Raw genomic sequence first — 25,039 nt, 5'->3', positions numbered from 1 at the left:
CCAACCGGGTTAGCACCCGGAACCCGGTTCGGGAAGCGCGTTAGAATTCGTTAGATTCGGGAAAAACTCCGGTAAGACTCGGCGGCGAATGTGCAGGGGCCGGACGCGGGCGAGAGACTGCGCGACGGCGACGGCGGTTCGTGTGGAGGCGGACCGGAGACGGGAGGAGACATGGCTCATCTGGCGGCACCCGCGCATGCGGATCTGCAATCCATCCCCGCGCTGCTGGCGCGGAACGCCGATCGGCTGGGCAATCGTCCGGCCTATCGCGAGAAGGAATTCGGCATCTGGCAAAGCTGGACCTGGCATGAGGCCGCCGAAGAGATCCGGGCGCTTGCGCTGGGGATGCTGGTGCTGGGGCTGAAGCCGGGCGATCATGTCGCCATTATCGGGCGCAACCGGCCGGCGCATTACTGGTCGATGGTGGCCGCGCAGATGTGCGGGGCGATTCCTGTGCCGCTCTATCAGGACGCTGTGGCCGAGGAGATGGCCTATGTGCTGGGCCATTGCGGCGCGCGCTTCGTGGTCTGCGGCGATCAGGAGCAGGTCGACAAGGTGCTGGAGGTGCAGTCGATGCCCGACGCGCCGCGCAATGTCGAACAGGTGCTGTACACCGACAAGCGCGGGATGCGGAAATACGACCACAGCCATATGAATGCGCTGTCCGATGTTCAGGCCGAAGGACGTGCGGCCGAGACCCGGCTGGGCGAGGAGCTGGACCGGCTGATCGCGGGCCTCGATTACGACAGCACCTGCGTGATGCTGTATACCTCGGGCACCACGGGCAAGCCCAAGGGCGTCGTGCTGTCCAACCGCAACATCATCGAGACGGCGAAAAACACGTCCGAGTTCGACGGGCTGAACCATCGCGACGAGGTTCTGGCCTATCTGCCGATGGCCTGGGTGGGGGATTTCATCTTCTCCATGGGCCAGGCGATGTGGACCGGATTCACCGTGAACTGCCCGGAAAGTGCCGCCACGATGATGACCGATCTGCGCGAGATCGGGCCGACCTATTTCTTTGCCCCGCCGCGGGTGTTCGAGGGGCAGCTGACCAATGTGATGATCCGCATGGAGGATTCCGGGCGGGTCAAGAAATGGCTGTTCGACCGTTACATGAAGGTCGCGAACCGCGTCGGGCCGAAGCTGCTGGACGGGAAATCCGTCGGGTTCGGGGACCGGCTGGCTTACGGGCTGGGCAAGGTCTTTGTCTATGGGCCACTGAAAAACACGCTGGGTTACAGCCGCATTCGCGTCGGATACACGGCGGGCGAGGCGATCGGGCCGGAGATCTTCGATTTCTACCGCTCGCTGGGGATCAACCTGAAACAGCTCTACGGCCAGACCGAGGCGTCGGTGTTCATCACCCAGCAGCCCGACGGCGAGGTGCGGTCGGACACGGTGGGCGTGCCCTCGCCCGGCGTGGAGGTGAAGATCGCCGAGAATGGCGAGGTGTTCTATCGCAGCCCCGGTACTTTCGTGGAGTATTTCCAGAACGCCGAAAGCACCGCCTCGACCAAGGATGCGGAAGGCTGGGTGGCAACGGGGGATGCCGGGTTCTTCGAGGAATCCAGCGGGCATCTGCGCATCATCGACCGCGCCAAGGATGTCGGCAAGATGGCCGATGGCAGCATGTTCGCGCCCAAATATGTCGAGAACAAGCTGAAATTCTATCCGAATATCCTCGAGGCGGTGGTGATCGGAAATGGCCGCGATTACTGCACCGCGATGATCAATATCGACCTGAACGCGGTCGGCAACTGGGCGGAGCGGAACAACATCGCCTATGCCTCCTATCAGGAGCTGGCCGGGCATCCGCAGGTCTATGCCACGATCAAGGAGCATGTGGAGGCGGTGAACGCCTCGGTCGCCGAGGACGAGATGCTGGCGGGCTGCCAGATCCACCGCTTCCTGGTGCTGCACAAGGAGCTGGACCCCGATGACGGCGAGATGACGCGGACCCGCAAGGTCCGGCGCGCGGTCATCAGTGACAAGTTCGGGGATCTGGTGGACGCGCTCTATGACGGTTCGAACAGCGTCTATACCGAGACCGAGGTGACGTATGAGGACGGCCGCAAGGGCAAGATCAAGGCGACGCTGAGGATCGAGGACGTGCAGGTCTTCGGACAGGCGCAGGCGCAGAAGGTGGCGGCGGAATGACGGATATTGAGAGCAATCCCCTTACCGGTCAGCCGGCGCCCGCCGAGGGCTATGTCACCGCGGATGGTCGCCAGATCGGCGGCGTGCTGATGGATCTGCGCAACATCACCCTGCGCTTCGGCGGGGTGGAGGCGATCAAGAATATCAGCTTCGACGTGCGCGAGGGCGAGATCCGGGCGATCATTGGGCCGAACGGGGCGGGCAAATCCTCGATGCTGAACGTGATCTCTGGTTTTTACGTGCCGCAGGAGGGCGAGGTCTGGTTCAAGGGCTACAAGCGCGGTCCGATGCGCCCCTATGAGGTGGCGCGGCTGGGCATCGCGCGGACCTTCCAGAACATCGCGTTGTTCGACGGCATGACGGTTCTGGACAACATCATGACCGGGCGGCTGAACAAGACGAAATCGGGCTTTCTCAGCCAGGCGCTGTGGTGGGGTGCCGCCGAGCGCGAGGAGATCGCCAATCGCGAACAGGTCGAGCGGATCATCGATTTCCTGGAGATCCAGAATATCCGCAAGACGCCTGTGGGGCGTCTGCCCTACGGGCTGAAGAAGCGGGTCGAGCTGGCCCGTGCGCTGGCCGCCGAGCCGCAGATCCTGCTGCTGGACGAGCCGATGGCGGGGATGAATGTCGAGGAGAAGGAGGACATGTCGCGATTTGTCCTCGACGTGAATGACGAATTCGGCACCACCATCGTGCTGATCGAACATGACATGGGCGTGGTGATGGATCTGTCCGACCGGGTGGTGGTGATGGATTACGGCCGCAAGATCGGTGACGGCTCGCCCGACGAGGTGCGCAACAACCAGGAGGTCATCGATGCCTATCTGGGGGTGGCCCATGACTGATTGCGCGACCGCTGGGGATCTCAACGCGAAAGGACGGCGCTGATGGATCAGCTTTTCTATGCCTCCGAGGTGTTCATCAACGGGCTGATGACCGGGGTGATGTATTCGCTGGTCGCACTCGGCTTCGTGCTGATCTTCAAGGCCTCTGGCGTGTTCAACTATGCGCAGGGGGTGATGGCGCTGTTCGCGGCGCTGACGCTGGTCGGCATCATGGAGGGGCAGGTGCCTTTCTCGCATCTCATCAACGCCACCTTCGGCACCCATCTGAGCAACTTCAGCTGGACGGTCGGGCCGGTGGTGGCGATCCTGCTGACCGCGGGAGTGATGGTGCTGCTGGCCATCGTGATCGAGAAGCTGGTGTTGCAGCATCTGGTCGGGCAGGAGCCGATCATCCTGTTCATGGCGACGATCGGGCTGGCCTATTTCCTGGAAGGCCTGGGCGACGTGATGTGGGGCGCCGATATCAAGACGCTGGATGTCGGGCTGCCGCAGGGGATTTCCGACACGATCGAGCAGGCGACCGCGAACTGGTTCGGTTACGGCTTCTTCATCGACCGGCTGGATATCTGGGCCACGATCATCGCGGCGCTTCTGGTCGCGGCGCTGGTGGCGTTTTCGCAATACACCAAGCAGGGCCGGGCCATGCGCGCGGTGGCCGACGATCATCAGGCGGCGCTGTCGGTCGGGATTTCGCTGCAATTCATCTGGATCATGGTCTGGTCCATCGCCGGTTTCGTGGCGCTTGTCGCGGGGATCATGTGGGGCACGAAATCGGGGGTGCAGTTCTCGCTGAGCCTGATCGCACTCAAGGCGCTGCCGGTGCTGATGCTGGGCGGGTTCACCTCCATCCCCGGCGCGATCGTGGGCGGGCTGATCATCGGGGTGGGCGAGAAGCTGTTCGAGTTCTTCGTCGGCCCCATGGTCGGCGGCGCGACCGAAAACTGGTTCGCCTATGTGCTGGCGCTGATCTTCCTCGTCTTCCGGCCGCAAGGGCTGTTCGGCGAGCGCATCATCGAGCGGGTGTGAGCATGTCTGCGCGTTGGCCGGGTATTTGGATGAAGAAGAACGCAAGGGTTGCGATGCGTCACGCGGCCGGGGCGGCGCGCCGTCCGCCGGATGGCGGCGAATGAGGGGGGGAACTGATGTTTTACCGTGAGGCGGGCAATTTCAAGACCAGCTATCGCGACGATGGCCAGACCTTCCCGATCAAGCTGGACCGGATGGGATACTACGTCATCCTGGGCGTGGCGGCGATGGTGGTGCCCTTCGTCATCAATGATTACTGGGCGAGCGCGGTGCTGCTGCCCTTCCTGATCTATGCCATCGCCGCGATCGGGCTGAACATCCTGACCGGCTATGCCGGGCAGGTCAGCCTCGGGACCGGCGGGTTCATGGCGGTGGGGGCCTATTCGGTCTACAAGCTGATGACGGCTTTCCCCGATCTGTCGATCCTGATCCATGTCCTGCTGGCCGGCGGCATCACCGCCATGGTCGGCATCGCCTTCGGCCTGCCGAGCCTGCGGATCAAGGGGTTCTATCTGGCCGTGGCGACGCTGGCGGCGCAGTTCTTTCTGGTCTGGCTGTTCAACAAGGTGCCGTGGTTCTACAACTACTCCGCCTCGGGCCAGATCACGGCGCCGGAGCGCACGGTGCTGGGCTGGGCGGTGACCGGGCCTGCGGCCAGCCCGGCGGCGAAATACCTGGTCTGCCTGGCCTTCGTGATCTTTGCCGCCTGGGTGGCGCGCAATCTGACGCGCGGCATGATCGGGCGCAAATGGATGGCGATCCGCGACATGGACATCGCCGCCGAGATCATCGGGGTGAACCCGCTGACCGCGAAGCTGTCGGCCTTCGGGGTCAGCTCGTTCTTCGTCGGCATCGCGGGCGCGCTGCTGTTCGCCGTCTATCTGGGCGCGGCCGAGGTGGGCGAGGCCTTCGGCATCAACAAGAGTTTCCTGGTCCTGTTCATGGTCATCATCGGCGGGCTGGGGTCGATCTTCGGGAGTTTCGCGGGCGCGGCCTTTCTGGTGCTGCTGCCGGTGTTCCTGAAGAACGTGCTGGTCGGTGTGCTGGGATGGCCCACCGACCTGGCGGCGCATATCGAACTGATGATCGTCGGTGCGCTGATCATTTTCTTCCTGATCGTCGAGCCGCACGGACTGGCCCGGCTGTGGCAATTGGTGAAGGAAAAACTGCGGCTCTGGCCGTTCCCGCATTAACTGGCAGAACCCGGTCGAACCGGCGTCACAACACTCTGGGAGGAGACAACCATGAAGATGAAACTAGCAGCACTGGCCGCCGGGACGATGATGGCCGCGGCCCCTGCCATGGCCGATCTGATCGTGCCCAACCTGTCCTATCGCACCGGTGCCTACGGCGCGGGCGGCACGCAATATGCCGACGGGTTCAACGATTACTTCACCCTGCTGAACGAGCGCGATGGCGGCATTGGCGGCGAGATGATCCAAGTGCCGGAATGCGAGACCGCCTATAACACCGAAAAAGGCGTCGAATGCTACGAATCGACCAAGGAAGGCGCGCTGGTCTTCAACCCGCTCTCCACCGGCATCACCTATCAGCTCATCCCGAAGGTCTCGGTGGACCAGAAGGTGCTCTATACGCCCGGCTATGGCCGCACCTCGGCCAAGAACGGTCAGGTCTTTGAATGGGTGTTCAACGCGCCGGCCAATTACTGGGACGGGGCCTCGGTCGCCATCAAATATCTGCTGGATGAAAATGGCGGCGATCTGAACGGCAAGAAGATCGCGCTGGTCTATCACAACTCGGCCTATGGCAAGGAGCCGATCCGCACGCTGACCGAGCTGGGCGAGAAGCACGGCTTCGAGCTGACCGAGATCCCGGTCGAAGCGCCGGGGCAGGAGCAGAAATCCCAATGGCTCCAGATCCGCCGCGACCAGCCGGATTACGTGCTGATGTGGGGCTGGGGGGTGATGAACCAGGTGGCCATCCAGGAAGCCGCGAATATCCGTTTCCCGATGGAGAATTTCATCGGCATCTGGTGGACCGGATCGGAGATCGACGTGATGCCCGCCGGGGCGGCCTCGAACGGCTACAAGGCGGTGACCTTCAACGGGGTCGGGACGGATTACCCGATCTATGAGGATCTCCAGACCCATGTGATCGAGCCGGGGCTGGCCAGCCAGGGCGGCGAACATATCGGTTCGGCCGTCTATTCCCGCGGCATGTATGCGGCGGTGGTCATCGCCGAGGCGATCCGCAAGGCGCAGGAACTGGCCGGAACCTCGGCCATCGACGCGCCGCAGCTTCGCGAGGGTTTCGAGAACCTGAACATGACGCAGGAGCGTCTGGCCGAGATCGGCCTGCCCGATTTCGGCCCGGCCTTCGAGCTGAGCTGTTCCAACCATGGCGGCAACGGCAAGGCGCGGATCCAGCAATGGGACGCCGAGGCGCAGCAATGGACCCTCATCACCGACTTCACCGAGCCGGACAGTGAGATCCTGGAGCCGCTGATCGAGGCCGACTCCACCGCCTTCGCGGAAGAGAACGGCATCACGCCGAAGGATTGCTGAGCGTGAAACCCGTCCCGGCGGCGCGTTGTCGCCGGGACAATCGGAAATGAGGACCGACCATGCTGGACGCCACGCAGACGCAGGACAACCTGCTGGAAGTCAATAATATCGAGGTGATCTACAACCACGTCATCCTCGTGCTGAAGGGGGTCAGCCTGTCGGTGCCGAAGGGCCGCATCACCGCGCTTCTGGGCGGCAACGGTGCGGGCAAGACCACGACGCTGAAGGCGATTTCCAACCTGCTGGCCTCCGAACGGGGCGAGGTCACGAAGGGATCGATCCTGTATCGCGGCGAGCGGGTGGCGGATCTGAACCCGGCCGCCCTGGTCAAGAAGGGCGTGATCCAGGTGATGGAGGGCCGGCATTGCTTCGAGCATCTGACGGTCGAGGAAAACCTGCTGACCGGCGCCTATACGCGCAGTGACAGCGCCGCGGTGAAGCGCGATCTGGAGATGGTCTATGAGTATTTCCCGCGGCTGCGCGAGCGCCGCCGCAGCCAGGCCGGATATACCTCGGGCGGCGAGCAGCAGATGGTGGCGATGGGGCGCGCGCTGATGAGCCGGCCCGAGACGATCCTGCTGGACGAGCCGTCCATGGGGCTGGCGCCGCAGCTGGTCGAACAGATCTTCGAGATCGTGAAGGCGGTCAATGAGGGCGAGGGGGTGACCTTCCTTCTGGCCGAACAGAACACCAACGTGGCGCTGCGCTTCGCCCATTACGGCTATATCCTGGAGAATGGCCGGGTGGTGATGGATGGCGACGCCGCCGAGCTGCGCGAGAACCCGGATGTGAAGGAGTTCTACCTGGGCATGTCCGATGAGGGCCGAAAGAGTTTCCGCGATGTGCGCAGCTATCGCCGGCGTAAGCGCTGGCTGGCTTGAGGCGGCGCCTGGGTCGGGACATCGGATCGGAAGCGAAAAGGGGGCAAGCGATGGGCGGATATTACGACGAGCTGGAGACGCGCGATGCCGGGGCGCGGGCCGAATGGCTGGCCGAGGCGCTGCCCGCCGCGATCGGCCGGGCCAAGACCGCCCCGGCGCTGGCGCGGATGCTGCGCGATGTCGATCCGGCCGCGATCCGCGACCGCGCGTCGCTTGCCGCACTGCCGGTGATCCGCAAGGCCGAGCTGACCGAGGCGCAGAAGAAGAATCCGCCGTTCGGAGGGTTTGCGACCCGGCTGGCCTCGGAATTCGACCATATCTTCCAGTCGCCCGGCCCGATCTATGAACCCGGCCGGCGCGATGGCGACTGGTGGCGTCTGGGGCGGTTCCTGCATGCCTGCGGCGTGGGGCGCGGCGATATCGTGCAGAACTGCTTTGCCTATCACCTGACCCCGGCGGGGATGATGTTCGAATCCGGCGCGCGGGCGGTCGATGCGGCGGTGCTGCCGGCGGGAACCGGGCAGACCGAATTGCAGGTCCGCGCGGCGGTGGATATCGGGTCGACGGTATATGCCGGGACGCCGGATTTCCTGAAGGTGATCCTGGAGCGCGCCGACGACCAGGGCGAGAAACTGGCCTTTCGCTGCGCCGCGGTGGCGGGCGGGGCGCTGTTTCCGTCGCTGCGCGAGCAATACGAGGCGCGCGGCATTACCACGCGGCAATGCTATGCCACCGCCGATCTGGGCAATATCGCTTACGAATCCGAGGCGATGGACGGGATGATCGTGGATGAGGGCGCGATCGTGGAGATCGTGCGCCCCGGCACCGGCGATCCGGTTGAAGATGGCGAGGTGGGCGAGGTGGTCGTCACGACGCTGAACCCGGATTACCCGCTGGTGCGCTTTGCCACCGGCGATCTGTCGGCGGTTCTGCCGGGCACATCGCCCTGCGGCCGGACCAATATGCGCATCAAGGGCTGGATGGGGCGCGCCGATCAGACCACCAAGATCAAGGGCATGTTCGTGCGCCCCGAACAGGTCGCCTCCTTCGTGGCCCGCCATCCCGAGATCACCCGCGCCCGCGTCATCGCCGAGCGCGAGGGCGACATGGATGCGATGATCGTGCAGGTGGAAAGCCCGCGCGAGGCGAACGGTGAATATGCCAGCTCTGTCGGCGAGACGCTGAAGCTGCGCGGGCGGATCGAGGTGGTGCCGCCGGGCAGCCTGCCCAATGACGGGCTGGTGATCGAGGACCGGCGGAAATACGACTGACGCCGTGACGCGGCAGGCGCGGCGGGGCCGCAGCCATCGCACCGCCGGGCCATCCGGCAGCCGGGCCGCGCATGCGCACGAAGTGCTGGGAACACAACCCTGGGGATTGCCCGTGATGCCTGCCGCCGGGGCTGTGACCGCGCCGAACGGTGCATGTCCCATCTTCGCCGGTCTGCCGGGTCCTCGATGCGCGCCGAGGCAAATGAAAAGGCGCCGCGACATGGTCGCAGCGCCCTGAAGTCGATCTGGATACGGCCCTGCGAACAGGGATTACTTGGTGACGGGCTTGCCCTGATAGATCTTATCACCGACCCGGACAACCACATCGCCCGCTTCGGTCTGACGTTCGAACATGCCCTGAACGGAGATGTAGCTGCCTATCGTGATGGTGCGAATCATTCCGGCGTCCTCCTCATGAGACTGCAGCATCGTCTAATAACTGCAAAGAAGGTTAACAAACTGCCCTACACCGCAGGGTTCAGAACAACTTGAACGTTGTTCGTTGCATATTGGTCACAACCAGGACTGGATCATGGGAATCAGCGGCAGGTCCGCGGGCGGCATCTCGTAGCGGCGCAGATCCTGCGCGCGCACCCAGGCCAGCCGCTGGCCTTCCTGCGGGCGGGGGATGCCGTGCCAGCGGCGGCAGGCGAAAAGCGGCATCAGAAGGTGGAAATCCGCATAGGCATGGCTGGCGAAGCTGAGGGGTGCGAGGCAGGATTGCTCGGTGTCGATGGCCAGCTCCTCGGCCAGCTCGCGGATCAGCGCGGCCTCGGGGCTTTCGCCGGGCTCGACCTTGCCGCCCGGAAACTCCCACAGCCCGGCCATCGACTTGCCCTCGGGGCGCTGCGCCAGAAGGATGCGCCCATCCGTGTCGATCAGCGCCACGGCGGCGACCAGCACCATCTTCATTCCTGTTCCCTTCGCGCGGGCCCGGAGCCGGGGCGGCGGGCCGGGATGCGGCCCGCGCGCCCGCTCAGGACCGGTAATCGGCGTTGATGTCGATATAGCGGTGGGTCAGGTCGCAGGTCCAGACCGTGCGCGACGCGCGGCCCAGCCCCAGATCGACGCCGAGCACGAGATGATCGCGCTTCATATAGGCGCTGGCGTCCGCCTCGTCATAGCCCGGCGCGCGCCAGCCGTTCTCGGCCAGCACCATGTCCCCGAAGCGGATGGTCAGCCGGTCGCGATCCGCGGTCGCGCCGGATTTGCCCACCGCCATCACCACGCGGCCCCAATTCGCGTCCTCGCCCGCGATGGCGGTCTTGACCAAGGGCGAGTTGGCAATGGCCATCGCGACCTTATTGGCGTCTTCGGCGGTTTCGGCGCCCGTGACCCGCACCTCGACGAACTTCGTCGCGCCCTCGCCGTCCTTCACCACCTGCTGGGCGAGGTCCAGCATCACCCCGTGCAGCGCGTCGGAGAAGGCCCGCGCCTCCTTCGAGCGCAGATCGGTGATTTCGGCCGCCTGCGATGTCCCGGTCGCCGCCAGGATCAGCGCGTCGGAGGTGGAGGTGTCGCTGTCCACGGTGATCGCATTGAATGTGCTGTCCATCTGGCGCGACAGCAGCCGTTGCAGGTTCTCGGGCGAGATCTTCGCGTCGGTGAACAGATAGACCAGCATCGTCGCCATGTCCGGCGCGATCATGCCCGAGCCCTTGGCGATGCCGCTGATGCGGATCTTGCCGCCATCGGCGTCGATTTCGGCCGCCGCCCCTTTCGGGAAGGTGTCGGTGGTCATGATCGCGCGGGCCGCGGCGGCCGCGCCGCCTTGGTCAAGCGCGGCGCGGGCCTCGCCCAGAACGGCGGTGATCCGTTCCCAGGGCAGCGGCTCTCCGATCACCCCGGTCGAGGAGGAGAAGACCCGGCTGGCCGGGATGGAAAAGGTTTCGGCCACGGCGCCGGTTACGCGATCCACCGCCTGTTGGCCGGCCGCGCCGGTGAAGGCGTTGGCATTGCCGGAATTCACGATGATCGCCGCACCCTGGGTCAGATCCTGGCGGGATGACAGTTTGGCCTGGCAATCCAGCACGCAGGCCGCGCGGGTCGAGCTGCGCGTGAAGGCGCCGGCGATGGCGGTGCCCTTGGCCAGCCGGACCAGCATCACGTCGGTCCGGCCGCGATATTTCAACCCGGCCGCGGCAGAGGCGAATTCGACGCCCGCGATCGGCGGCAGATCCGGGAAGGCTTCGGGCGCCAGCGGCGAGACGGGCGCGGCCTCGGCGGATGGCGCCTCGGTTGATTTGCCCGAGGCGTTGCCCATCCTGGCGGCCAGCTTCGCGGCCTTCTTTCCGGCCCCCGGCATGGTCGAGGTCTCGGCCCCCAGCCCAGGCTGAGGGGTCTTGCCCGATGTCCCGGATTTGCCCGGCTTTGCCGCCTTGCCGGGCTTCGGCGCCTTGTCGGCCTTGCCCGGCTTGGACTTCTTTTTCTTCTTCGCGTCCGACTTGTCGTCCTTGGCCATCATTCCATCCCGAGAATGTCCTGCTCAAGCAGGGAGGGGTCCAGATCTTCGGTTCTTTGTACATCGGCTTCCGAGGCGATGCGCTCGATCTCCGCGGCCACGCGTTCGCGGCGGATCTGCTGGATCAGCGGCTCGCGGATCTCGTCGAGCGCCGGGGCCTCCACGTCGCGCGTGCCGTTCAGCTTGATGACGTGATAGCCGAATTGCGACTGCACCGGCGCGTCCGAGGTCGCACCTTCCTCCATCGCGGCCACGGCGTCGCTGAATTCCGGAACCATGCGGTCCAGCGTGAACCAGCCCAGATCGCCGCCATTGGTGCCGGAGGCCGTGTCGATGGAGCGTTTCTCGGCCAGCGTGGCGAAATCCGCGCCGCCCGCCAACTCCTCGATGACCGCGTTCGCGGCCTCCTCGGTCTCCAGCAGGATGTGGTCGGCGTCGTATTCCTTTTGCGGCTCCTCAGCCGGGAAGGCGGCGTCATAGGCGGCCTGGATCTCGTCCTCGCTCGGTTCGAAATCGGCGATGCTTTCCATCGCCGAGCGGACCAGGTAGTCGCGGCGCTGATTGGCCAGCACCGCCTCGTCGCGCGGGCTGAGATTCTGGGCGACGGTGTCGGCGATGGCGGCCTGGCGGATCATCTCGTCCAGCAGCAATTCCCAGCTCTCCTCGGCGGGAAGCTGCGCCATTTCCGGGGGCAGCGCCTGCTTCATCGCCGCCATCTGGCCAAGGGTGATGTCGGTGCCGTTCACGGTGGCAACGACCGTGCTGGCATCCTGCGCGGCGGCCGCCGTGCCGAATGCGGTGACGAGGGCGAGGGCGGAAAGGGTGGGTCTGAACATGACACTTCCTTGAAAACCGGCCTCGCCACGTAACCGCGACCGGGGCCGAGCGTTGACACTTCACGGACGCGCGCCTACATCCGGCGCAACCGAAAAGGCGCGCCCGCGTCGTTTAGTTCCCTGCACTGTTACGGCAGGACGCACGGTCCGGGCAAGGGGCCGATCCCCGCAGCCTTCCCGAAACGAGACGGCCGGAGTGACGATGCTGGGTCTAGGCAATATTGCGAAGAAGGTCTTTGGCACGCCCAATGACCGCAGGGTGAAATCGGCGCGTCCCTTGGTGGCGCGGATCAATGCGCTGGAAGCCGATATCCAGTCCCGCTCTGACGAAGAGTTGATTGCCAAGACCCGCGAATTGCAGGATCGGTTCGGCAAGGGCGAGACGCTGGACGAGCTGCTGCCCGAGGCGTTTGCGAATTGCCGCGAAGCCGCGCGCCGCGCACTCGGGCTGCGGGCCTTCGACACCCAGCTCATGGGCGGGATCTTCCTGCATCAGGGCAATATCGCGGAGATGAAGACCGGCGAGGGCAAGACGCTGGTTGCGACCTTCCCGGCCTATCTGAATGCGCTTGCGGGCAAGGGCGTCCATGTCGTCACCGTCAACGACTACCTGGCCAAGCGCGACGCCGAATGGATGGGCAAGGTCTTCGCGCAGCTCGGCATGACCACCGGCGTCGTCTATCCCTATCAGCCGGATGAGGAAAAACGCGCCGCATACCAGTCGGACGTGACCTATGCGACGAATAACGAACTCGGCTTCGATTATCTGCGCGACAACATGAAGGCCAGCGTCGAGCAGATGGTGCAGCGCGAGCATTTCTTCGCCATCGTCGATGAGGTCGACTCCATCCTGATCGACGAGGCGCGCACGCCACTGATCATCTCCGGCCCCTCGCAGGATCGCAGCGAGCTTTACAAGACGCTGAACCAGTTCGTCCCCCAGCTTGCCGAGGAGGATTTCAAGCTGGACGAGAAGACCCGCAACGCCACCTTCACCGAAGAGGGCAACGAGAAGCTGGAGGCCCTGCTGGCCGAGGCCGGGGTGCTGCCGGAAGGGCAGACGCTGTACGATCCCGAATCCACCACCATCGTGCATCACGCCAACCAGGCGCTGCGCGCGCATAAGCTGTTCCAGCGGGATCAGAACTATATCGTCCAGAATGACGAGGTGGTGCTGATCGACGAATTCACCGGCCGGATGATGAAGGGCCGCCGCCTGTCGGACGGTCTGCACCAGGCGATCGAGGCCAAGGAGGGCGTGGCGATCCAGCCGGAGAACGTCACGCTGGCGTCGGTGACGTTCCAGAATTATTTCCGGCTCTATGACAAGCTGTCGGGCATGACCGGCACGGCCGCGACCGAGGCCGAGGAATTTGCCGATATCTACAAGCTGGGCGTGGTCGAGGTGCCGACCAACCGGCCCATCGCGCGGGTCGATGAGCATGACCGCGTCTATCGCACCGGCAACGAGAAATACGCCGCCGTGATCGAGGCGATCCGCGAGGCGCATGAGAAGGGCCAGCCGATCCTTGTCGGCACCACCAGCATCGAGAAATCCGAGATGCTGTCGCAGATGCTCGACAAGGCCGGGATCAAGCATAATGTGCTGAACGCCCGCCAGCACGAGCAGGAGGCCTATATCGTGGCCGAGGCCGGCAAGCCCGGCGCGGTGACCATCGCCACCAACATGGCCGGGCGCGGCACCGATATCCAGCTTGGCGGCAATGTCGAGATGAAGGTGATGCAGGCGCTCGCCGCCGATCCCGAGGCCAACCCCGACGATCTGCGCGCGAAGATCGAGGCCGAGCACGCCACCGACAAGGACAAGGTGATCGGCGCGGGCGGGCTGTTCGTTCTGGCGACCGAACGCCACGAATCCCGGCGCATCGACAACCAGCTTCGCGGCCGCTCGGGCCGTCAGGGCGATCCGGGCCGGTCGCTGTTCTTCCTGTCGCTGGAAGACGATCTGATGCGGATCTTCGGCTCGGAGCGGCTGGATTCGGTGCTGTCCAAGCTGGGCATGAAGGAAGGCGAGGCGATCGTTCATCCTTGGGTGAACAAGTCGCTGGAACGCGCACAGGGCAAGGTCGAAGGGCGGAACTTCGACATCCGCAAGCAGCTTCTGAAATTCGACGACGTGATGAACGATCAGCGCAAGGCGATCTTCAGCCAGCGCCGCGAGATCATGGACAGCGAAGAGGTGGGCGAGATCGCCGCCGATATGCGCCATCAGGTGATTCATGACCTGATCGACCAGTATCTGCCGCCGCGCGCCTATGCCGAGCAATGGGACACGGCCGGGCTGCACAAGGCGGTGGTCGAGACGCTGAACATGAACCTGCCGCTGGAGGACTGGGCGGCGGAAGATGGCGTGGATCAGGCGGCGATGCGCGACCGGCTGATCGAGGCCACGGATGGCTACATGGCCGAGAAGGAGTCGGGCTTCGGCGCCGAGACGATGCGCCAGGTCGAAAAGCAGATCCTGCTGCAATCCATCGACCAGAAATGGCGCGACCATCTGCTGACGCTGGAGCATCTGCGCTCTGTCGTGGGGTTCCGCGGCTATGCGCAGCGTGACCCCTTGTCCGAATACAAGACCGAGAGCTTCCAGCTGTTCGAGGGGTTGCTGGACAGCCTGCGCTCGGACGTGACCCAGCAGCTTTCGCGCATCCGCCCGCTGACCGATCAGGAGCGCGAGCAGATGATGCGGCAATACCAGGATCAGCAGCAGGCGCAGCAGAGCCAGATGACGCCGGAGCACGAGGGCGCGGCGGGCGGCGAAGCCTCGGCCGAGGCGCCGGGCTTCGACGAGAATGATCCGGCAAGCTGGGGCAACCCGTCGCGCAACGACCCGTGTCCCTGCGGCTCGGGGTCCAAATTCAAGCATTGCCACGGCCGGCTGGCCTGAGGCGGTGAGCGGCGCGGCTTTCCAAAGCCGCGCGACCTGCGGGTGACGGATCAGCTAGGTGACAGGGTCAGGCGCATGACGATGGCGTCGGTCCCGCTGCCGTAATAGTCGCGTCGACGGCCTGCTTCGGCCCATCCGGCAGACGCGTAGAGCGCGCGGGCCGCGCCGTTATCTGCCGCCACCTCCAGAAATGCCGTCGCCGCACCGCGCCGCGTGGCTTCGGCCTGAAACAGCGCGACCAGGTGCCGACCGCTTCCCTGTCGTCTCCCCTCCGGCGCTACGGCGAGGGTCAGCAACTCCGCCTCGTCGAGAATGCAGCGGCCGATTATGAACCCCTTGCCAGCCGCGATCAGGAACACCGCCGGATCGCTCAGCAGGTCGGCAAACTCGTCCGCGCGCCACGGGCGGGGGCGGGAGAAGCTGGCGGCGTGGATCGCCGCCATGTCCTGCGGCGTCATGGCAGGATGACGGGGCCGCGCTCGCGGGTCGGGGCGGCATCGGCGGGGCGCAGATAGATCGGGGCCGGGCGCGGCTGTTCGGTGCCGGCGCGGGCGCGGGCCAGCCGGGCGATCCCCTCCGCGATGGGAAATATCGGCGCGGCCACGGGCGGGCCGGGGGGCAGGGCGTCTTGCGGGGATTGCTGCGGGGTGGTGGGGCGGCTGGCGTCGAAATCCTGCCAGATCACAAGGTCGCGGCGGCCGGGAATGACGATCCGGCAGGGGCGCGCCAGACCGTGGGCCAGGGCCTCGGCCGCGCCGACACCGATGGCCGGGATCGCCAGCGACAGGGCCAGCCCGCGCGCAGCCGAGACCGAGATCCGGATGCCCGTGAAGTTCCCCGGCCCGGTGCCGACGCCGATCAGCGACAGGTCGCGCCAGCCGCAACCGGCCCGGTCCAGCAACTCTTCGATCAACGGCATCAGCCGTTCGGCCTGACCCTTCGCCATCTCCTCCTGCTGCGCGGCGATCAGCCGGTCGCCGGACAGCAAAGCGGCCGCGCAATGCGCGGCCGATGTGTCGAACCCCAGCGTCAGCGCGTCAGGCAATCGGGCGCACCTCGGTCACTTCGGGGATGTAGTGGCGCAGCAGGTTCTCGATCCCCATTTTCAGGGTCATGGTCGAGGACGGGCAACCGGCGCAGGCGCCCTGCATATGCAGGTAGACGACGCCCTTGTCGAAGCCGTGAAAGGTGATGTCACCACCATCCTGCGCCACGGCCGGGCGGACGCGGGTGTCCAGCAGATCCTTGATCTGGGTGACGATCGCGCCGTCCTCGCCGTCATGCTCGGCGTGATCGACCTTTGCAGCCGAGGATTCCATCACCGGCGCGCCGGACTGGTAATGCTCCATGATCGCGCCGAGAAGCGCGGGCTTGATGTGATCCCACTGGATCTCGTCCGACTTCGTCACGGTCACGAAATCCGTGCCCAGGAACACGCCGGTCACGCCGTTGACGGCGAAGATCCGCGCTGCAAGCGGCGAGGCCGCGGCGGCGTCTTGCGTGGTGAAATCCGCGGTGCCCGCGTCCAGCACCGGCTGGCCGGGCAGGAATTTCAGCGTGGCGGGGTTGGGCGTGGTCTCGGTCTGGATGAACATGGCGGCGCTCCTTTGGGGATGGATATGGTCGCTCATCGGGGTTTGGTCAAGCCGGGGCCGGGTGCGGCACGGGCCGCGGCCGGGTCTACGAGATTGCCTCCAGCCGCTCGCGAGAGATGTCGCCGGGGACCAGGGTGATCGGGCAGGGCAGGCCGGACAGGTCGCGCAGCAGACGGCTCAGGATCGGCCCCGGCCCGTCCTTGCCCGACCCGGCGCCCAGGATCAGCACGCCGATCTCGCGGTCGCTGTTCAGCTGGGCCAGAAGCTCGGTGGTTGGATCGCCCTCGCGGATCACCAATTCCGGCTCGACGCCTTGGCTTTCACGCATCCAGCGGGCGAAGATCTGGTATTGGGACGTGATCCGGTCCTCGGCCTCCTGCCGCATCAGATCGGCCACGCCGATGCCGTGCTGGATGGCATCCGGCCCGATGATGGCCAGCACCACGACACCGCCCGATGTGCGCGACGCCCGCATCGCCGCAAAGCGGATGGCGTTCTGGCTTTCGGGTGATTCGTCCAGAACCACCAAAAACTTCCGCATGCTCAACCCCTCGAATTCGGCAGGAAATTGTCTGCAATTTGCCGCATTTGCGTCATGCCGGCAACAGTTGGCCCGGTTGCCTGCATGGCGGGTTTCTGTCATTTCAGCAGTATGTTAATAGGAGATAACACGCAAATCTGTGTGTAAGTGGGGACCTGCTTTTGACGCTCTACCAGAACTGGGATTCGGTCAAGCGCCGCACCGCGCTGCCTGAGGCGGAGCTGTGGATTCCGGAATCCGCAGTTGCGGATCACGGCGTCTATGCCCGTTTCGGCAAACGTCTGGTGGACATTGTTCTCGCGCTCGCCCTGCTGATGGTGCTGATCGGGCCGATGCTGGCCGTCGCGGCGCTGCTGCTGATCACCCAGGGCCGTCCGCTGATCTATCGCGGCAGGCGGATGCGGGCACCGGGCCGGCCTTTCCTGCAATACAAGTTCCGCACCATGGTCCGCGTGGACGAGGATGGCGGGGCCACCGGCGCGCATAAGCATTGGCGGATCACCCCGCTGGGCCGGATGCTGCGCCGCACCCGGATGGACGAGCTGCCCCAGCTTCTGAACATCATCCGCGGTGACATGAGCTTTGTCGGCCCGCGCCCGCCCTTGCCGGAATATGTCGAACGCTTCCCGGCGCTCTACGCCGCCGTGCTGAAGACCCGGCCCGGCGTGACCGGGCTGGCCACGCTGATCTATCACCGGCATGAGGACAAGATCATGGCCTCCTGCCGGACGGCGGAGGAGACCGACCGCGCCTATTACGCGCGCTGCCTGCCCACCAAGCTGCGGATCGAGCTGGTCTATCGGCGCACCTCGTCGCTGTCGCTGGATCTCTGGATCATGTGGAAGACCGTGCTGGCCCTGATCCCCGGCTATGACAAGCCGCGCAAGCGGCGCAGCGCCGCCGTCACTGGCCAGCAGCGCGCGCGCTAGCTGATCCTGCATCCTGCCGGATTGGCACCGTCGAGATCGACATCTTGGCGGACCCCTCGCTCAGCTCATTGGCATGGGCGAGATAGATCAGCACCTGGTTCTCTTCGTCATAGATCCGCTTGACGCGCAGCGACTTGAACACCAGCGAGCGGCCTTCGGAGAACACGTCCTCACCATCGCTGCCGGAGATGTCGCCCAATGTGATCGGTCCGGTCTGGCTGCACTCGATGGCACTGTTCGACGGATCCTCGAACCAGTTGCCCTGGCTGAGACGGTCGATGACCGAGCGCGAGAAATAGGCGAGATGGCAGGTCACGCCCTGCACTTCGGGATCGTGGATGGCCTCGATCACGATGTCATTGCCGACCCAGTCGACGCCGATCTGGGCGACTTCCTCGGCGGTGGCGGGGGCTGCGAGCAGGGCGGCGGCGAAAGCGAGTGTCTTCATCAGGGGCTCCGGGTCATCTGTTCTGCGGCGGTCGGGTGTTCAGTGATCCAACGCCGGATGCGGGTTGATCGTTGCGCGAGCGGGACAGGTGTTCAGCCCTGCGCCGGGCGGGGCTGCACCGGGATGGGATCGCCATCGGTCAGCAGCCAGACCTCGTCCGCATCGAACCGGACCACGGAGACCGGGCCGCCATAGGCCGCGCCGGTGTCGAGGTTCAGACGGTTGCCGTAATGCGTCACCTGATCGACCGGCGTGTGGCCATGCACCACCAGCATCCCGTGATCGGCCGAGGAGTCGTGGAAAGGCCGCCGGATCCACATCAGATCGGTGGGCGACTGATCCTCCAGCGGAATGCCCGGCCTGATGCCGGCATGGACGAACAGAAGATCGCCGCCTTCTTTGAGATAGAGCGGCAGCGCGTCCAGCCAAGCCGCATGTTCGGCAGGAATGGCGGCAATCGCCTTTTCGTGCAGCTCATCGAGCGGCAGATTTCCGGAATCCGGAATACCGTAGGAGGCGAAGGTCGCCTCTGCGCCATTCTTCAGGTCTTCGGTCCACAGTTGCGGGCGCGACGGGCCGGGATCGATCCAGCGAGGGTTTTCCAGGAAGCGCGGCAGCTTTTCGTCATGGTTGCCCTTGACGACGGGCCAGTCCCGCCCCTGCGCCTGACCATTCATCAGGTAGTCGATGACGCCACGTGAATCCGGGCCGCGATCGATCAGGTCGCCCAGATGAACGATCCGTGCCTGTTCCCCGCCGTCGCGCTCCGCGCGGGCATGGGCCTGTTTCAACAGGTCAAGCTGGCCGTGCACATCGCCGAGCGCATAGAGCGGCTGTCCGTCGTCATTCACCATCGCCACCACCATGAAAAAAGGCCCGGCGGATCCACCGCCGGGCCCGATCCTGGCCGCAGGCTGACGCCTCAGACCTCGAATTGCAAGGCGCGTGCCTGCAGGAACTTGCCGGTCTTGTCGAGGGCCGCGAGCGCCTCGTCCGACATGGGTTCGTCCAGATACAGAATGGCAATCGCATCCTCGCCCGAGCTGGTGCGGCCAAGCTGGAAATTGGCGATGTTCACGCCCAGCTCGCCCAAAGTGCTGCCAAGTGCACCGATGACGCCGGGCACGTCCTTGTTGCGCGTATAGAGCATATGCGCCCCGATCTCGGCATCGACATTGATGCCGCGGATCTGGATGAAGCGCGGCTTGCCGTCGCTGAACACGGTGCCGGCGATGGAGCGTTCGCGCTGATCGGTGATGACCGTCACCTTGATATAGCCGTCATAGACCCCGGCCGCTTCCTGCCGCGTGGTGGCGAGCTGGATGCCGCGATCCTTGGCGATGGCCGGGGCGGAGACCATGTTCACCTCGGGGTTCGACACTTTCATCACCCCTGCGATGACCGAGGCGTTCAGCGCGTTCAGATTCATCTCGGAGACGACGCCGTCATAGGTGACGTTGATCGACTTGATCGGCTCATCCGTCATCTGGCCGATGAAGCCACCCAGATGCCCGGCCAGCTTGATCCACGGGCCCATGATCTTGGCCTCCTCCGCGGTGACGGAGGGCATGTTCAGCGCGTTGGAGACGGCGCCGGTCAGCAGGTAATCCGACATCTGCTCGGCCACCTGTAGCGCCACATTCTCCTGCGCTTCGGTGGTGGATGCGCCCAGATGGGGCGTGACCACCACATTCGGCAGGTTGAAGAGCGGGCTGTCGGTGGCCGGCTCGGTCGCGAACACATCCAGCGCCGCGCCCGCGACATGGCCCGATTGCAGCGCCTCGGCCAATGCCTCCTCGTCGATCAGCCCGCCGCGTGCGGCGTTGACGATGCGCACGCCTTTCTTCGTCTTGGCAATATTCTCGCGCGACAGGATGTTGCGGGTCTTGTCGGTCAGCGGAACGTGCATGGTGATGAAATCCGCCCGGCCGAGCAGATCGTCCAACTCGACCTTCTTCACGCCCAATTGCTGCGCGCGCTCCTCGGACAGGAAAGGGTCATAGGCCAGTACCTTCATCTTCAGACCGAGCGCGCGGTCCGCCACGATGGAGCCGATATTGCCCGCCCCGATAAGGCCGAGCGTCTTGTTGAACAGCTCCACCCCCATGAAGCGGTTCTTTTCCCATTTCCCGGCATGGGTCGAGGTGCTGGCTTCGGGCAGTTGCCGGGCCACGGCGAACATCAGCGCGATGGCGTGCTCCGCCGTGGTGACGGAGTTGCCGAAGGGCGTGTTCATCACGATCACGCCTTTCTTGGACGCGGCCGGAATATCGACATTGTCGACACCGATCCCGGCCCGGCCGATCACCTTCAGATTATCGGCGCTCTCCAGCAGCTTCTCGGTCACTTTCGTGGCCGAGCGGATGGCGAGACCGTCATACTGGCCGATCAACCCGGCCAGTTTTTCCTTGTCCTTGCCCAGATCGGGCATGAAATCGACCTCGATCCCGCGGTCGCGAAAGATCTGGACGGCGGTTTCCGACAGCTTGTCGGAGACGAGAACCTTGGGCATGTGATGCTCCTTTGCGAATGCGCGGGCGCGCGGCCTCAGCGCGTTTCATCCTGATTTGAATATTCCGGGGCTGCGGGGGCGGCGCCCCCGCGCCGATCACTCAGCCTTGTGCGGCGATCTCTTCGTGGAAGGCCCATTCGATCCAGGGCAGAAGCGCCTGCACATCGGCGGTCTCCACAGTCGAGCCGCACCAGATCCGCAGGCCGGGCGGGGCATCGCGATAGGCGCCCATATCGAGTCCCACGCCTTCCTTCTCCAGCCGTTTCGCTACGGCTTTGGCGAAGGCGGCACCGTCCTTGATCCGGTCATCGGTGAATTTCAGGCAGACGGAGGTGGTCGAGGCCGTTGCCGGATCTTCTGCCAGATTGGCGATCCAGTCGCGGGTTTCGCAGAAATCCCACACCGCCTGCGCATTGGCTGTCGCGCGGTCGATCAGGCCCTGACGCCCGCCCACCGATTTCGCCCAGTCAAGCGCGACCAGATAATCCTCGACGCAGAGCATGGAGGGCGTGTTGATCGTCTCACCGCGGAAGATGCCTTCGATCAGCTTGCCGCCCTTGGTCAGGCGGAAGATCTTGGGCAAAGGCCAGGCGGGGGTGTAATTTTCCAGCCGTTCGACCGCGCGCGGGCTGAGGATCAGCACCCCGTGCCCGCCCTCGCCGCCCAGCACTTTCTGCCAGGAGAAGGTGACCACATCCAGCTTGTCGAAGGGCAGCTCCATTGCAAACGCGGCGGAAGTCGCATCGCAGATGGTCAGCCCGGCCCGATCCGCCGGGATCGCATCGCCATCGGGCAGCCGCACACCCGAGGTGGTGCCGTTCCAGGTGAACACCACGTCGCGGTCGAAATCGACCGATCCGAAATCGACGATCTGCCCGTAATCAGCGGTCTGCACCTTGGCGTCGAGCTTGAGCTGCTTGACGACATCGGTCACCCAGCCGGCGCCGAAGCTTTCCCAGGCCAGCATCTCGACCGGGCGCTCACCCAACAGGGACCACATCGCCATCTCGACCGCGCCGGTATCCGAGGCGGGCACGATGCCGATGCGGTAATCTGTCGGCACGCCGAGCACTTCGCGCGTGGTCTCGATCGCCTGCGCGAGCTTGGCCTTGCCGATTGCGGCACGGTGTGAGCGGCCGAGCGGCGCGTCGGCGAGCATATCCAGATTGTAATCGGGGATCTTGGCACAGGGGCCAGAGGAAAAGCGCGGATTGACCGGTCGCGCAGCCGGTTGCGTATTCGCCATGATGTTACCCTTCCAGGCAAAAGCCCCTCGTTGGGGAGGGGTGTCCCAAGGCGGGGCATAGACGATCTTCGCGGATTCCTGCAAGCAGTTTCTTCGGGTTGGCGGCAATGGCCGCGCGGACCGCTCAGGCTTCTGCGCGGATTGCCTGTGGCGATGCCGGGTCGGTCAGGCTCGGATCCTCGCCGCCTTCGGTGAATTGCAGCCGCGCCAGCCGTGCATACAGCCCCCCCTGCGCCACCAGCTCGGCATGGCGGCCCTGCGCGACGATCCGGCCATCTTCCAGCACCACGATCCGGTCGGCCTTCTTCACCGTGGCGAGCCGATGCGCGACGATGATCGTGGTCCGGCCCTTGGACAACGCATCCACCGCCTGCTGCACGAGATATTCCGATTCCGCGTCGAGCGCCGATGTGGCCTCGTCCAGAAGCAGCACCGGCGCATCGCGCAGGATGGCGCGGGCGATGGCGATGCGCTGCCGCTGGCCGCCCGACAGCATCACGCCGCGCTCACCCACTTGCGAATCGTAGCCTTCGGGCAGCGCGGTCAGGAACGCATGCGCATTCGCGGCGCGGGCCGCGGCCTCGACCTCCTCATCGCTCGCCTCCGGGCGGCCGAAGCGGATATTTTCGCGCGCGGAGGTGGCGAAGATCACTGGGTCCTGCGGGACGAGCGCGAGGGCGGCGCGGAAATCGGCGCGGGCCATGTCACGCAGATCGATGCCGTCCAGCGTGACCTTGCCGGATGCCGGATCCCAGAACCGCTGGATGAGCTGGATCACCGTGGTCTTGCCGGCCCCGGACGGGCCGACAAGCGCGACCGTCTCGCCGGGGCGGATGGCCAGATCGACGCCGCTGAGAGATGCCCGTTCCGGGCGCGACGGATAGGCAAATGTCACGTCATGCAGCCGGATCTCGCCGTGCACCGGCCGGGGCAGCGGCACCGGATCGGCGGGGTCGCTGATCGCATCCTGCGCCGCCAGCAACTCAGCCAGCCGTTCGGTCGCCCCGGCGGCGCGCTGCAACTCGCCCCAGATCTCGGACAAGGCCCCGACACTGCCGGCCACGAGCACGGCGTAGATGACGAACTGGACCAGCTCGCCCACGCTCATCAGCCCGGCATCCACGTCGCGCGCCCCGATCCACAGCACACCAATCACCCCGGCAAGGATCAGGAAGATGACGATCACGGTCAGCATCGCCCGGGTCAGGATCCGCTGGCGGGCGGAGCGGAAGCTTTCCTCGGTGATGCGGCCGAACTCGGCGCGGGTGGCCGTCTCATGCGTGAAAGCCTGCACGGTCTGCGCCGCCAGCAGCGATTCCGAGGCGGTGCCCGAGGAGGCGGCGATCCAGTCCTGGTTCTGCCGTGCCAGCACGCGCAGACGCCGGCCCAGCCCGATGATCGGAACCAGGATCACCGGCACCAGCAGCAACACCAGCCCGGTCAGCTTGGCCGAGGTCAGAAACAACATGACCAGCCCGCCGATCATCAGCAGCATGTTGCGCAAGGCCACCGAAACCGAGGAGCCCACGACCGACTGGATCACGGTGGTGTCGGTGGTGATGCGGCTCAGGATCTCTCCGGTGATGACACGCTCGAAAAACGCCGGTGACAGGCCGATGACCCGGTCGAACACCGCCTTGCGGATATCGGTGACAACACGTTCGCCCAGCCGTGTCACCAGGTAATAGCGCAACCCGGTCCCGGCGGCGAGTGCCGCCACGATCAGCAGCGACGCGACGAAATATTCATCCATCAGGGCGGAACCTACGTCGAACCCGTCCACGACGCGGCGCACGGCGAGCGGCAGGATCAGGCTGATTGCGGCCGTCAGCGTCAGCGCCAGAAGGGCCGCGAGGGCCATCGCCCGGTAGGGGCGGATAAAGGGCCACAGCGCAGACAGCGCGCCGATCTGGCGGCTGGCGGGGCGGTCGGTCTGGGCTTGCGGTGCGCGGGCCATGCGTGCCTTTCGGATTGCTCGCCCCGGTTTAGGCGCAGCCCCGCGCTGCGGCAACCGTCAAACCCGGATGGCCCCGGATGACAAAGCGTCGCGCATCGCGTCCACCGCCTCTGCCAGACCCGCATCCACCACATGCAGATAGCGCGTCCAGTCCTCCAGATGCGACAGCTCCTCCGCCCCGTCCGAGATCCCGCGCAGCACGATCAGCGGCAGATCGAATTTCTGACAGGCGCGCAGCACCGCGAAGCTTTCCATATCCACCATCTCCTCGGGGATGGCGTCATAGGCCGCGCCGGAGACGACATTGGCGCCGGTGGACAGGCTGGCTGTCGGGATGCCCGGAATGCGCAGCGGCAGAGGCAGGGTCGCGGGCAGGTCCAGAAGCGGGGTCGTGCCCTTCTCGAAGCCGAGCGCCGAGGCGTCCATGTCGCGCCAGCTCACCGATCCGGCCTGATAGATCGCGCCCTGTTCCAGCTTCGCGGACCCGGCAGAGCCCAGCGAGACGACAAGGCGCGGCATCCGTTCCGCCGCCTGCAACCGGCTGAGCGCGATGCCCATCTCCACCGCCGCCTCGATCGGGCCGATGCCGGTCATCAGCGGGGTGAACCGGGCCTTGAGCGCCGGGCCGTATTCCGCCGGTGCGGCCATAACGAACAGCACCGGGGTGCCGCCGAACAGGACGGGATCGGGCATCGGCGTCACGTGACAGCTCCGGGGGCAGGGCTGGTGCGGGCCGCGGGACTCGAACCCGCACGGCCTTGCGGCCCAGAGATTTTAAGTCTCATGCGTCTACCATTCCGCCACGCCCGCAACATCCGCCGAGCCGCGACAGGTGGCGATCGGCCCGGCGAAATCTATCAGGTGCCGCGTCGATGGCAAGGCACACCGCAAGACG

Annotated in this window: 23 protein-coding genes and 1 tRNA gene; 9 read left to right on the top strand and 15 right to left on the bottom strand. The window is 65.3% G+C overall.

The window, feature by feature from the left end:
• Positions 1–171 precede the first annotated feature (171 nt).
• The 7 genes from BLT73_RS10960 (at position 172) to BLT73_RS10930 (ending at position 8,711) form a co-directional block, all read left to right on the top strand.
• Entirely contained in the window at positions 172–2,160 is a 1,989-nt protein-coding gene (locus BLT73_RS10960) for an AMP-binding protein (protein ID WP_090523806.1), read from the top strand.
• The gene (locus tag BLT73_RS10955) at positions 2,157–3,008 is read left to right on the top strand and encodes an ABC transporter ATP-binding protein (RefSeq protein ID WP_090523805.1); all 852 of its coding nucleotides are present in this window, start codon (positions 2,157–2,159) and stop codon (positions 3,006–3,008) included. Before BLT73_RS10960 ends, BLT73_RS10955 begins: the two co-directional genes overlap by 4 nt.
• Before the next feature lie 42 nt (positions 3,009–3,050).
• The gene (locus tag BLT73_RS10950; protein ID WP_090523803.1) at positions 3,051–4,034 is read left to right on the top strand and encodes a branched-chain amino acid ABC transporter permease; all 984 of its coding nucleotides are present in this window, start codon (positions 3,051–3,053) and stop codon (positions 4,032–4,034) included.
• A gap of 116 nt (positions 4,035–4,150) precedes the next feature.
• Positions 4,151–5,227 carry a branched-chain amino acid ABC transporter permease gene (locus BLT73_RS10945; RefSeq protein ID WP_090523801.1) on the top strand — a complete coding sequence of 359 codons (1,077 nt, stop codon included), beginning with the start codon at positions 4,151–4,153 and terminating at the stop codon, positions 5,225–5,227.
• 51 nt (positions 5,228–5,278) lie between these two features.
• Entirely contained in the window at positions 5,279–6,559 is a 1,281-nt protein-coding gene (locus tag BLT73_RS10940) for an ABC transporter substrate-binding protein (RefSeq protein ID WP_090523800.1), read from the top strand.
• Positions 6,560–6,618: 59 nt separating this feature from the next.
• Positions 6,619–7,440: an ABC transporter ATP-binding protein gene (locus BLT73_RS10935; protein ID WP_090523798.1), complete on the top strand. Its 822-nt coding sequence runs from the start codon at positions 6,619–6,621 to the stop codon at positions 7,438–7,440.
• Positions 7,441–7,490: 50 nt separating this feature from the next.
• The gene (locus BLT73_RS10930; RefSeq protein WP_090523797.1) at positions 7,491–8,711 is read left to right on the top strand and encodes a phenylacetate--CoA ligase family protein; all 1,221 of its coding nucleotides are present in this window, start codon (positions 7,491–7,493) and stop codon (positions 8,709–8,711) included.
• A 270-nt stretch (positions 8,712–8,981) separates the two neighbouring features.
• Here the strand turns inward: BLT73_RS10930 and BLT73_RS17785 are convergent, their stop codons facing one another.
• From BLT73_RS17785 to BLT73_RS10910, 4 genes are all read right to left on the bottom strand, one after another.
• Positions 8,982–9,110 (bottom strand): hypothetical protein, encoded by a 129-nt coding sequence (locus tag BLT73_RS17785; RefSeq protein ID WP_090523971.1) that lies wholly within the window; start codon positions 9,108–9,110, stop codon positions 8,982–8,984.
• 114 nt (positions 9,111–9,224) lie between these two features.
• Complete coding sequence (locus BLT73_RS10920) at positions 9,225–9,623, bottom strand: (deoxy)nucleoside triphosphate pyrophosphohydrolase (RefSeq protein ID WP_090523795.1); 399 nt, start codon at positions 9,621–9,623, stop codon at positions 9,225–9,227.
• A gap of 64 nt (positions 9,624–9,687) precedes the next feature.
• The gene (gene argJ / locus BLT73_RS10915) at positions 9,688–10,974 is read right to left on the bottom strand and encodes a bifunctional glutamate N-acetyltransferase/amino-acid acetyltransferase ArgJ (protein WP_245727280.1); all 1,287 of its coding nucleotides are present in this window, start codon (positions 10,972–10,974) and stop codon (positions 9,688–9,690) included.
• Between the two features lie 197 nt (positions 10,975–11,171).
• The gene (locus BLT73_RS10910; protein ID WP_090523793.1) at positions 11,172–12,008 is read right to left on the bottom strand and encodes a peptidylprolyl isomerase; all 837 of its coding nucleotides are present in this window, start codon (positions 12,006–12,008) and stop codon (positions 11,172–11,174) included.
• Positions 12,009–12,210: 202 nt separating this feature from the next.
• Between BLT73_RS10910 and secA the strand changes: the two genes are divergently transcribed.
• Positions 12,211–14,916: a preprotein translocase subunit SecA gene (secA, locus tag BLT73_RS10905; protein ID WP_090523791.1), complete on the top strand. Its 2,706-nt coding sequence runs from the start codon at positions 12,211–12,213 to the stop codon at positions 14,914–14,916.
• Positions 14,917–14,966: 50 nt separating this feature from the next.
• Here secA and rimI read toward each other — a convergent pair whose 3' ends face one another.
• The 4 genes from rimI to BLT73_RS10885 all read right to left on the bottom strand — a co-directional run bounded on the left by rimI (position 14,967) and on the right by BLT73_RS10885 (position 17,052).
• Complete coding sequence (gene rimI, locus BLT73_RS10900) at positions 14,967–15,359, bottom strand: ribosomal protein S18-alanine N-acetyltransferase (protein ID WP_245727256.1); 393 nt, start codon at positions 15,357–15,359, stop codon at positions 14,967–14,969.
• Positions 15,360–15,370: 11 nt separating this feature from the next.
• Complete coding sequence (gene tsaB / locus BLT73_RS10895; protein ID WP_090523788.1) at positions 15,371–15,961, bottom strand: tRNA (adenosine(37)-N6)-threonylcarbamoyltransferase complex dimerization subunit type 1 TsaB; 591 nt, start codon at positions 15,959–15,961, stop codon at positions 15,371–15,373.
• The gene (locus BLT73_RS10890; RefSeq protein ID WP_090523786.1) at positions 15,954–16,511 is read right to left on the bottom strand and encodes a NifU family protein; all 558 of its coding nucleotides are present in this window, start codon (positions 16,509–16,511) and stop codon (positions 15,954–15,956) included. Before BLT73_RS10890 ends, tsaB begins: the two co-directional genes overlap by 8 nt.
• An 85-nt stretch (positions 16,512–16,596) precedes the next feature.
• Positions 16,597–17,052: a universal stress protein gene (locus tag BLT73_RS10885; RefSeq protein WP_090523785.1), complete on the bottom strand. Its 456-nt coding sequence runs from the start codon at positions 17,050–17,052 to the stop codon at positions 16,597–16,599.
• Positions 17,053–17,273: 221 nt separating this feature from the next.
• Between BLT73_RS10885 and BLT73_RS10880 the strand changes: the two genes are divergently transcribed.
• The gene (locus BLT73_RS10880; RefSeq protein ID WP_425438821.1) at positions 17,274–17,981 is read left to right on the top strand and encodes a sugar transferase; all 708 of its coding nucleotides are present in this window, start codon (positions 17,274–17,276) and stop codon (positions 17,979–17,981) included.
• On the opposite strand, the gene BLT73_RS10875 is transcribed toward BLT73_RS10880, so the two are convergent.
• The 7 genes from BLT73_RS10875 to BLT73_RS10845 all read right to left on the bottom strand — a co-directional run bounded on the left by BLT73_RS10875 (position 17,956) and on the right by BLT73_RS10845 (position 24,954).
• Positions 17,956–18,429, bottom strand: a complete 474-nt coding sequence (locus BLT73_RS10875; RefSeq protein ID WP_090523783.1) for a CreA family protein — start codon at positions 18,427–18,429, stop codon at positions 17,956–17,958. The genes BLT73_RS10880 and BLT73_RS10875 overlap by 26 nt on opposite strands.
• Before the next feature lie 92 nt (positions 18,430–18,521).
• Complete coding sequence (locus tag BLT73_RS10870; RefSeq protein ID WP_245727254.1) at positions 18,522–19,295, bottom strand: metallophosphoesterase family protein; 774 nt, start codon at positions 19,293–19,295, stop codon at positions 18,522–18,524.
• A 56-nt stretch (positions 19,296–19,351) separates the two neighbouring features.
• The gene (gene serA, locus BLT73_RS10865; protein WP_090523782.1) at positions 19,352–20,941 is read right to left on the bottom strand and encodes a phosphoglycerate dehydrogenase; all 1,590 of its coding nucleotides are present in this window, start codon (positions 20,939–20,941) and stop codon (positions 19,352–19,354) included.
• A gap of 100 nt (positions 20,942–21,041) precedes the next feature.
• Positions 21,042–22,187, bottom strand: a complete 1,146-nt coding sequence (locus tag BLT73_RS10860; RefSeq protein WP_090523780.1) for a phosphoserine transaminase — start codon at positions 22,185–22,187, stop codon at positions 21,042–21,044.
• A 124-nt stretch (positions 22,188–22,311) separates the two neighbouring features.
• The gene (locus BLT73_RS10855) at positions 22,312–24,144 is read right to left on the bottom strand and encodes an ABC transporter transmembrane domain-containing protein (protein ID WP_090523779.1); all 1,833 of its coding nucleotides are present in this window, start codon (positions 24,142–24,144) and stop codon (positions 22,312–22,314) included.
• A 57-nt stretch (positions 24,145–24,201) separates the two neighbouring features.
• Positions 24,202–24,837, bottom strand: a complete 636-nt coding sequence (locus tag BLT73_RS10850; RefSeq protein ID WP_090523777.1) for a 5'-methylthioadenosine/S-adenosylhomocysteine nucleosidase — start codon at positions 24,835–24,837, stop codon at positions 24,202–24,204.
• 31 nt (positions 24,838–24,868) lie between these two features.
• Positions 24,869–24,954, bottom strand: a tRNA-Leu gene (locus BLT73_RS10845).
• Between the last annotated feature and the right edge of the window lie 85 nt (positions 24,955–25,039).

This window comes from Paracoccus isoporae, assembly GCF_900101865.1.
In the GTDB taxonomy this organism is placed as follows: Bacteria; Pseudomonadota; Alphaproteobacteria; order Rhodobacterales; family Rhodobacteraceae; genus Paracoccus; species Paracoccus isoporae.
Note: the sequence above shows the minus strand (reverse complement) of the source record. Positions and strands in the feature narration are given on the sequence as shown.

What these genes read in the sequence shown, in the direction of transcription:
- BLT73_RS10960 (WP_090523806.1), top strand. Translation starts at nt 172, where the DNA reads ATGGCTCATCTGGCGGCACCCGCGCATGCGGATCTGCAATCCATCCCC.
- BLT73_RS10955 (WP_090523805.1), top strand. Translation starts at nt 2,157, where the DNA reads ATGACGGATATTGAGAGCAATCCCCTTACCGGTCAGCCGGCGCCCGCC.
- BLT73_RS10950 (WP_090523803.1), top strand. Translation starts at nt 3,051, where the DNA reads ATGGATCAGCTTTTCTATGCCTCCGAGGTGTTCATCAACGGGCTGATG.
- BLT73_RS10945 (WP_090523801.1), top strand. Translation starts at nt 4,151, where the DNA reads ATGTTTTACCGTGAGGCGGGCAATTTCAAGACCAGCTATCGCGACGAT.
- BLT73_RS10940 (WP_090523800.1), top strand. Translation starts at nt 5,279, where the DNA reads ATGAAGATGAAACTAGCAGCACTGGCCGCCGGGACGATGATGGCCGCG.
- BLT73_RS10935 (WP_090523798.1), top strand. Translation starts at nt 6,619, where the DNA reads ATGCTGGACGCCACGCAGACGCAGGACAACCTGCTGGAAGTCAATAAT.
- BLT73_RS10930 (WP_090523797.1), top strand. Translation starts at nt 7,491, where the DNA reads ATGGGCGGATATTACGACGAGCTGGAGACGCGCGATGCCGGGGCGCGG.
- BLT73_RS17785 (WP_090523971.1), bottom strand. Translation starts at nt 9,110, where the DNA reads ATGATTCGCACCATCACGATAGGCAGCTACATCTCCGTTCAGGGCATG.
- BLT73_RS10920 (WP_090523795.1), bottom strand. Translation starts at nt 9,623, where the DNA reads ATGAAGATGGTGCTGGTCGCCGCCGTGGCGCTGATCGACACGGATGGG.
- argJ (WP_245727280.1), bottom strand. Translation starts at nt 10,974, where the DNA reads ATGGGCAACGCCTCGGGCAAATCAACCGAGGCGCCATCCGCCGAGGCC.
- BLT73_RS10910 (WP_090523793.1), bottom strand. Translation starts at nt 12,008, where the DNA reads ATGTTCAGACCCACCCTTTCCGCCCTCGCCCTCGTCACCGCATTCGGC.
- secA (WP_090523791.1), top strand. Translation starts at nt 12,211, where the DNA reads ATGCTGGGTCTAGGCAATATTGCGAAGAAGGTCTTTGGCACGCCCAAT.
- rimI (WP_245727256.1), bottom strand. Translation starts at nt 15,359, where the DNA reads ATGGCGGCGATCCACGCCGCCAGCTTCTCCCGCCCCCGCCCGTGGCGC.
- BLT73_RS10890 (WP_090523786.1), bottom strand. Translation starts at nt 16,511, where the DNA reads ATGTTCATCCAGACCGAGACCACGCCCAACCCCGCCACGCTGAAATTC.
- BLT73_RS10885 (WP_090523785.1), bottom strand. Translation starts at nt 17,052, where the DNA reads ATGCGGAAGTTTTTGGTGGTTCTGGACGAATCACCCGAAAGCCAGAAC.
- BLT73_RS10875 (WP_090523783.1), bottom strand. Translation starts at nt 18,429, where the DNA reads ATGAAGACACTCGCTTTCGCCGCCGCCCTGCTCGCAGCCCCCGCCACC.
- BLT73_RS10870 (WP_245727254.1), bottom strand. Translation starts at nt 19,295, where the DNA reads ATGGTGGTGGCGATGGTGAATGACGACGGACAGCCGCTCTATGCGCTC.
- serA (WP_090523782.1), bottom strand. Translation starts at nt 20,941, where the DNA reads ATGCCCAAGGTTCTCGTCTCCGACAAGCTGTCGGAAACCGCCGTCCAG.
- BLT73_RS10860 (WP_090523780.1), bottom strand. Translation starts at nt 22,187, where the DNA reads ATGGCGAATACGCAACCGGCTGCGCGACCGGTCAATCCGCGCTTTTCC.
- BLT73_RS10855 (WP_090523779.1), bottom strand. Translation starts at nt 24,144, where the DNA reads ATGGCCCGCGCACCGCAAGCCCAGACCGACCGCCCCGCCAGCCGCCAG.
- BLT73_RS10850 (WP_090523777.1), bottom strand. Translation starts at nt 24,837, where the DNA reads ATGCCCGATCCCGTCCTGTTCGGCGGCACCCCGGTGCTGTTCGTTATG.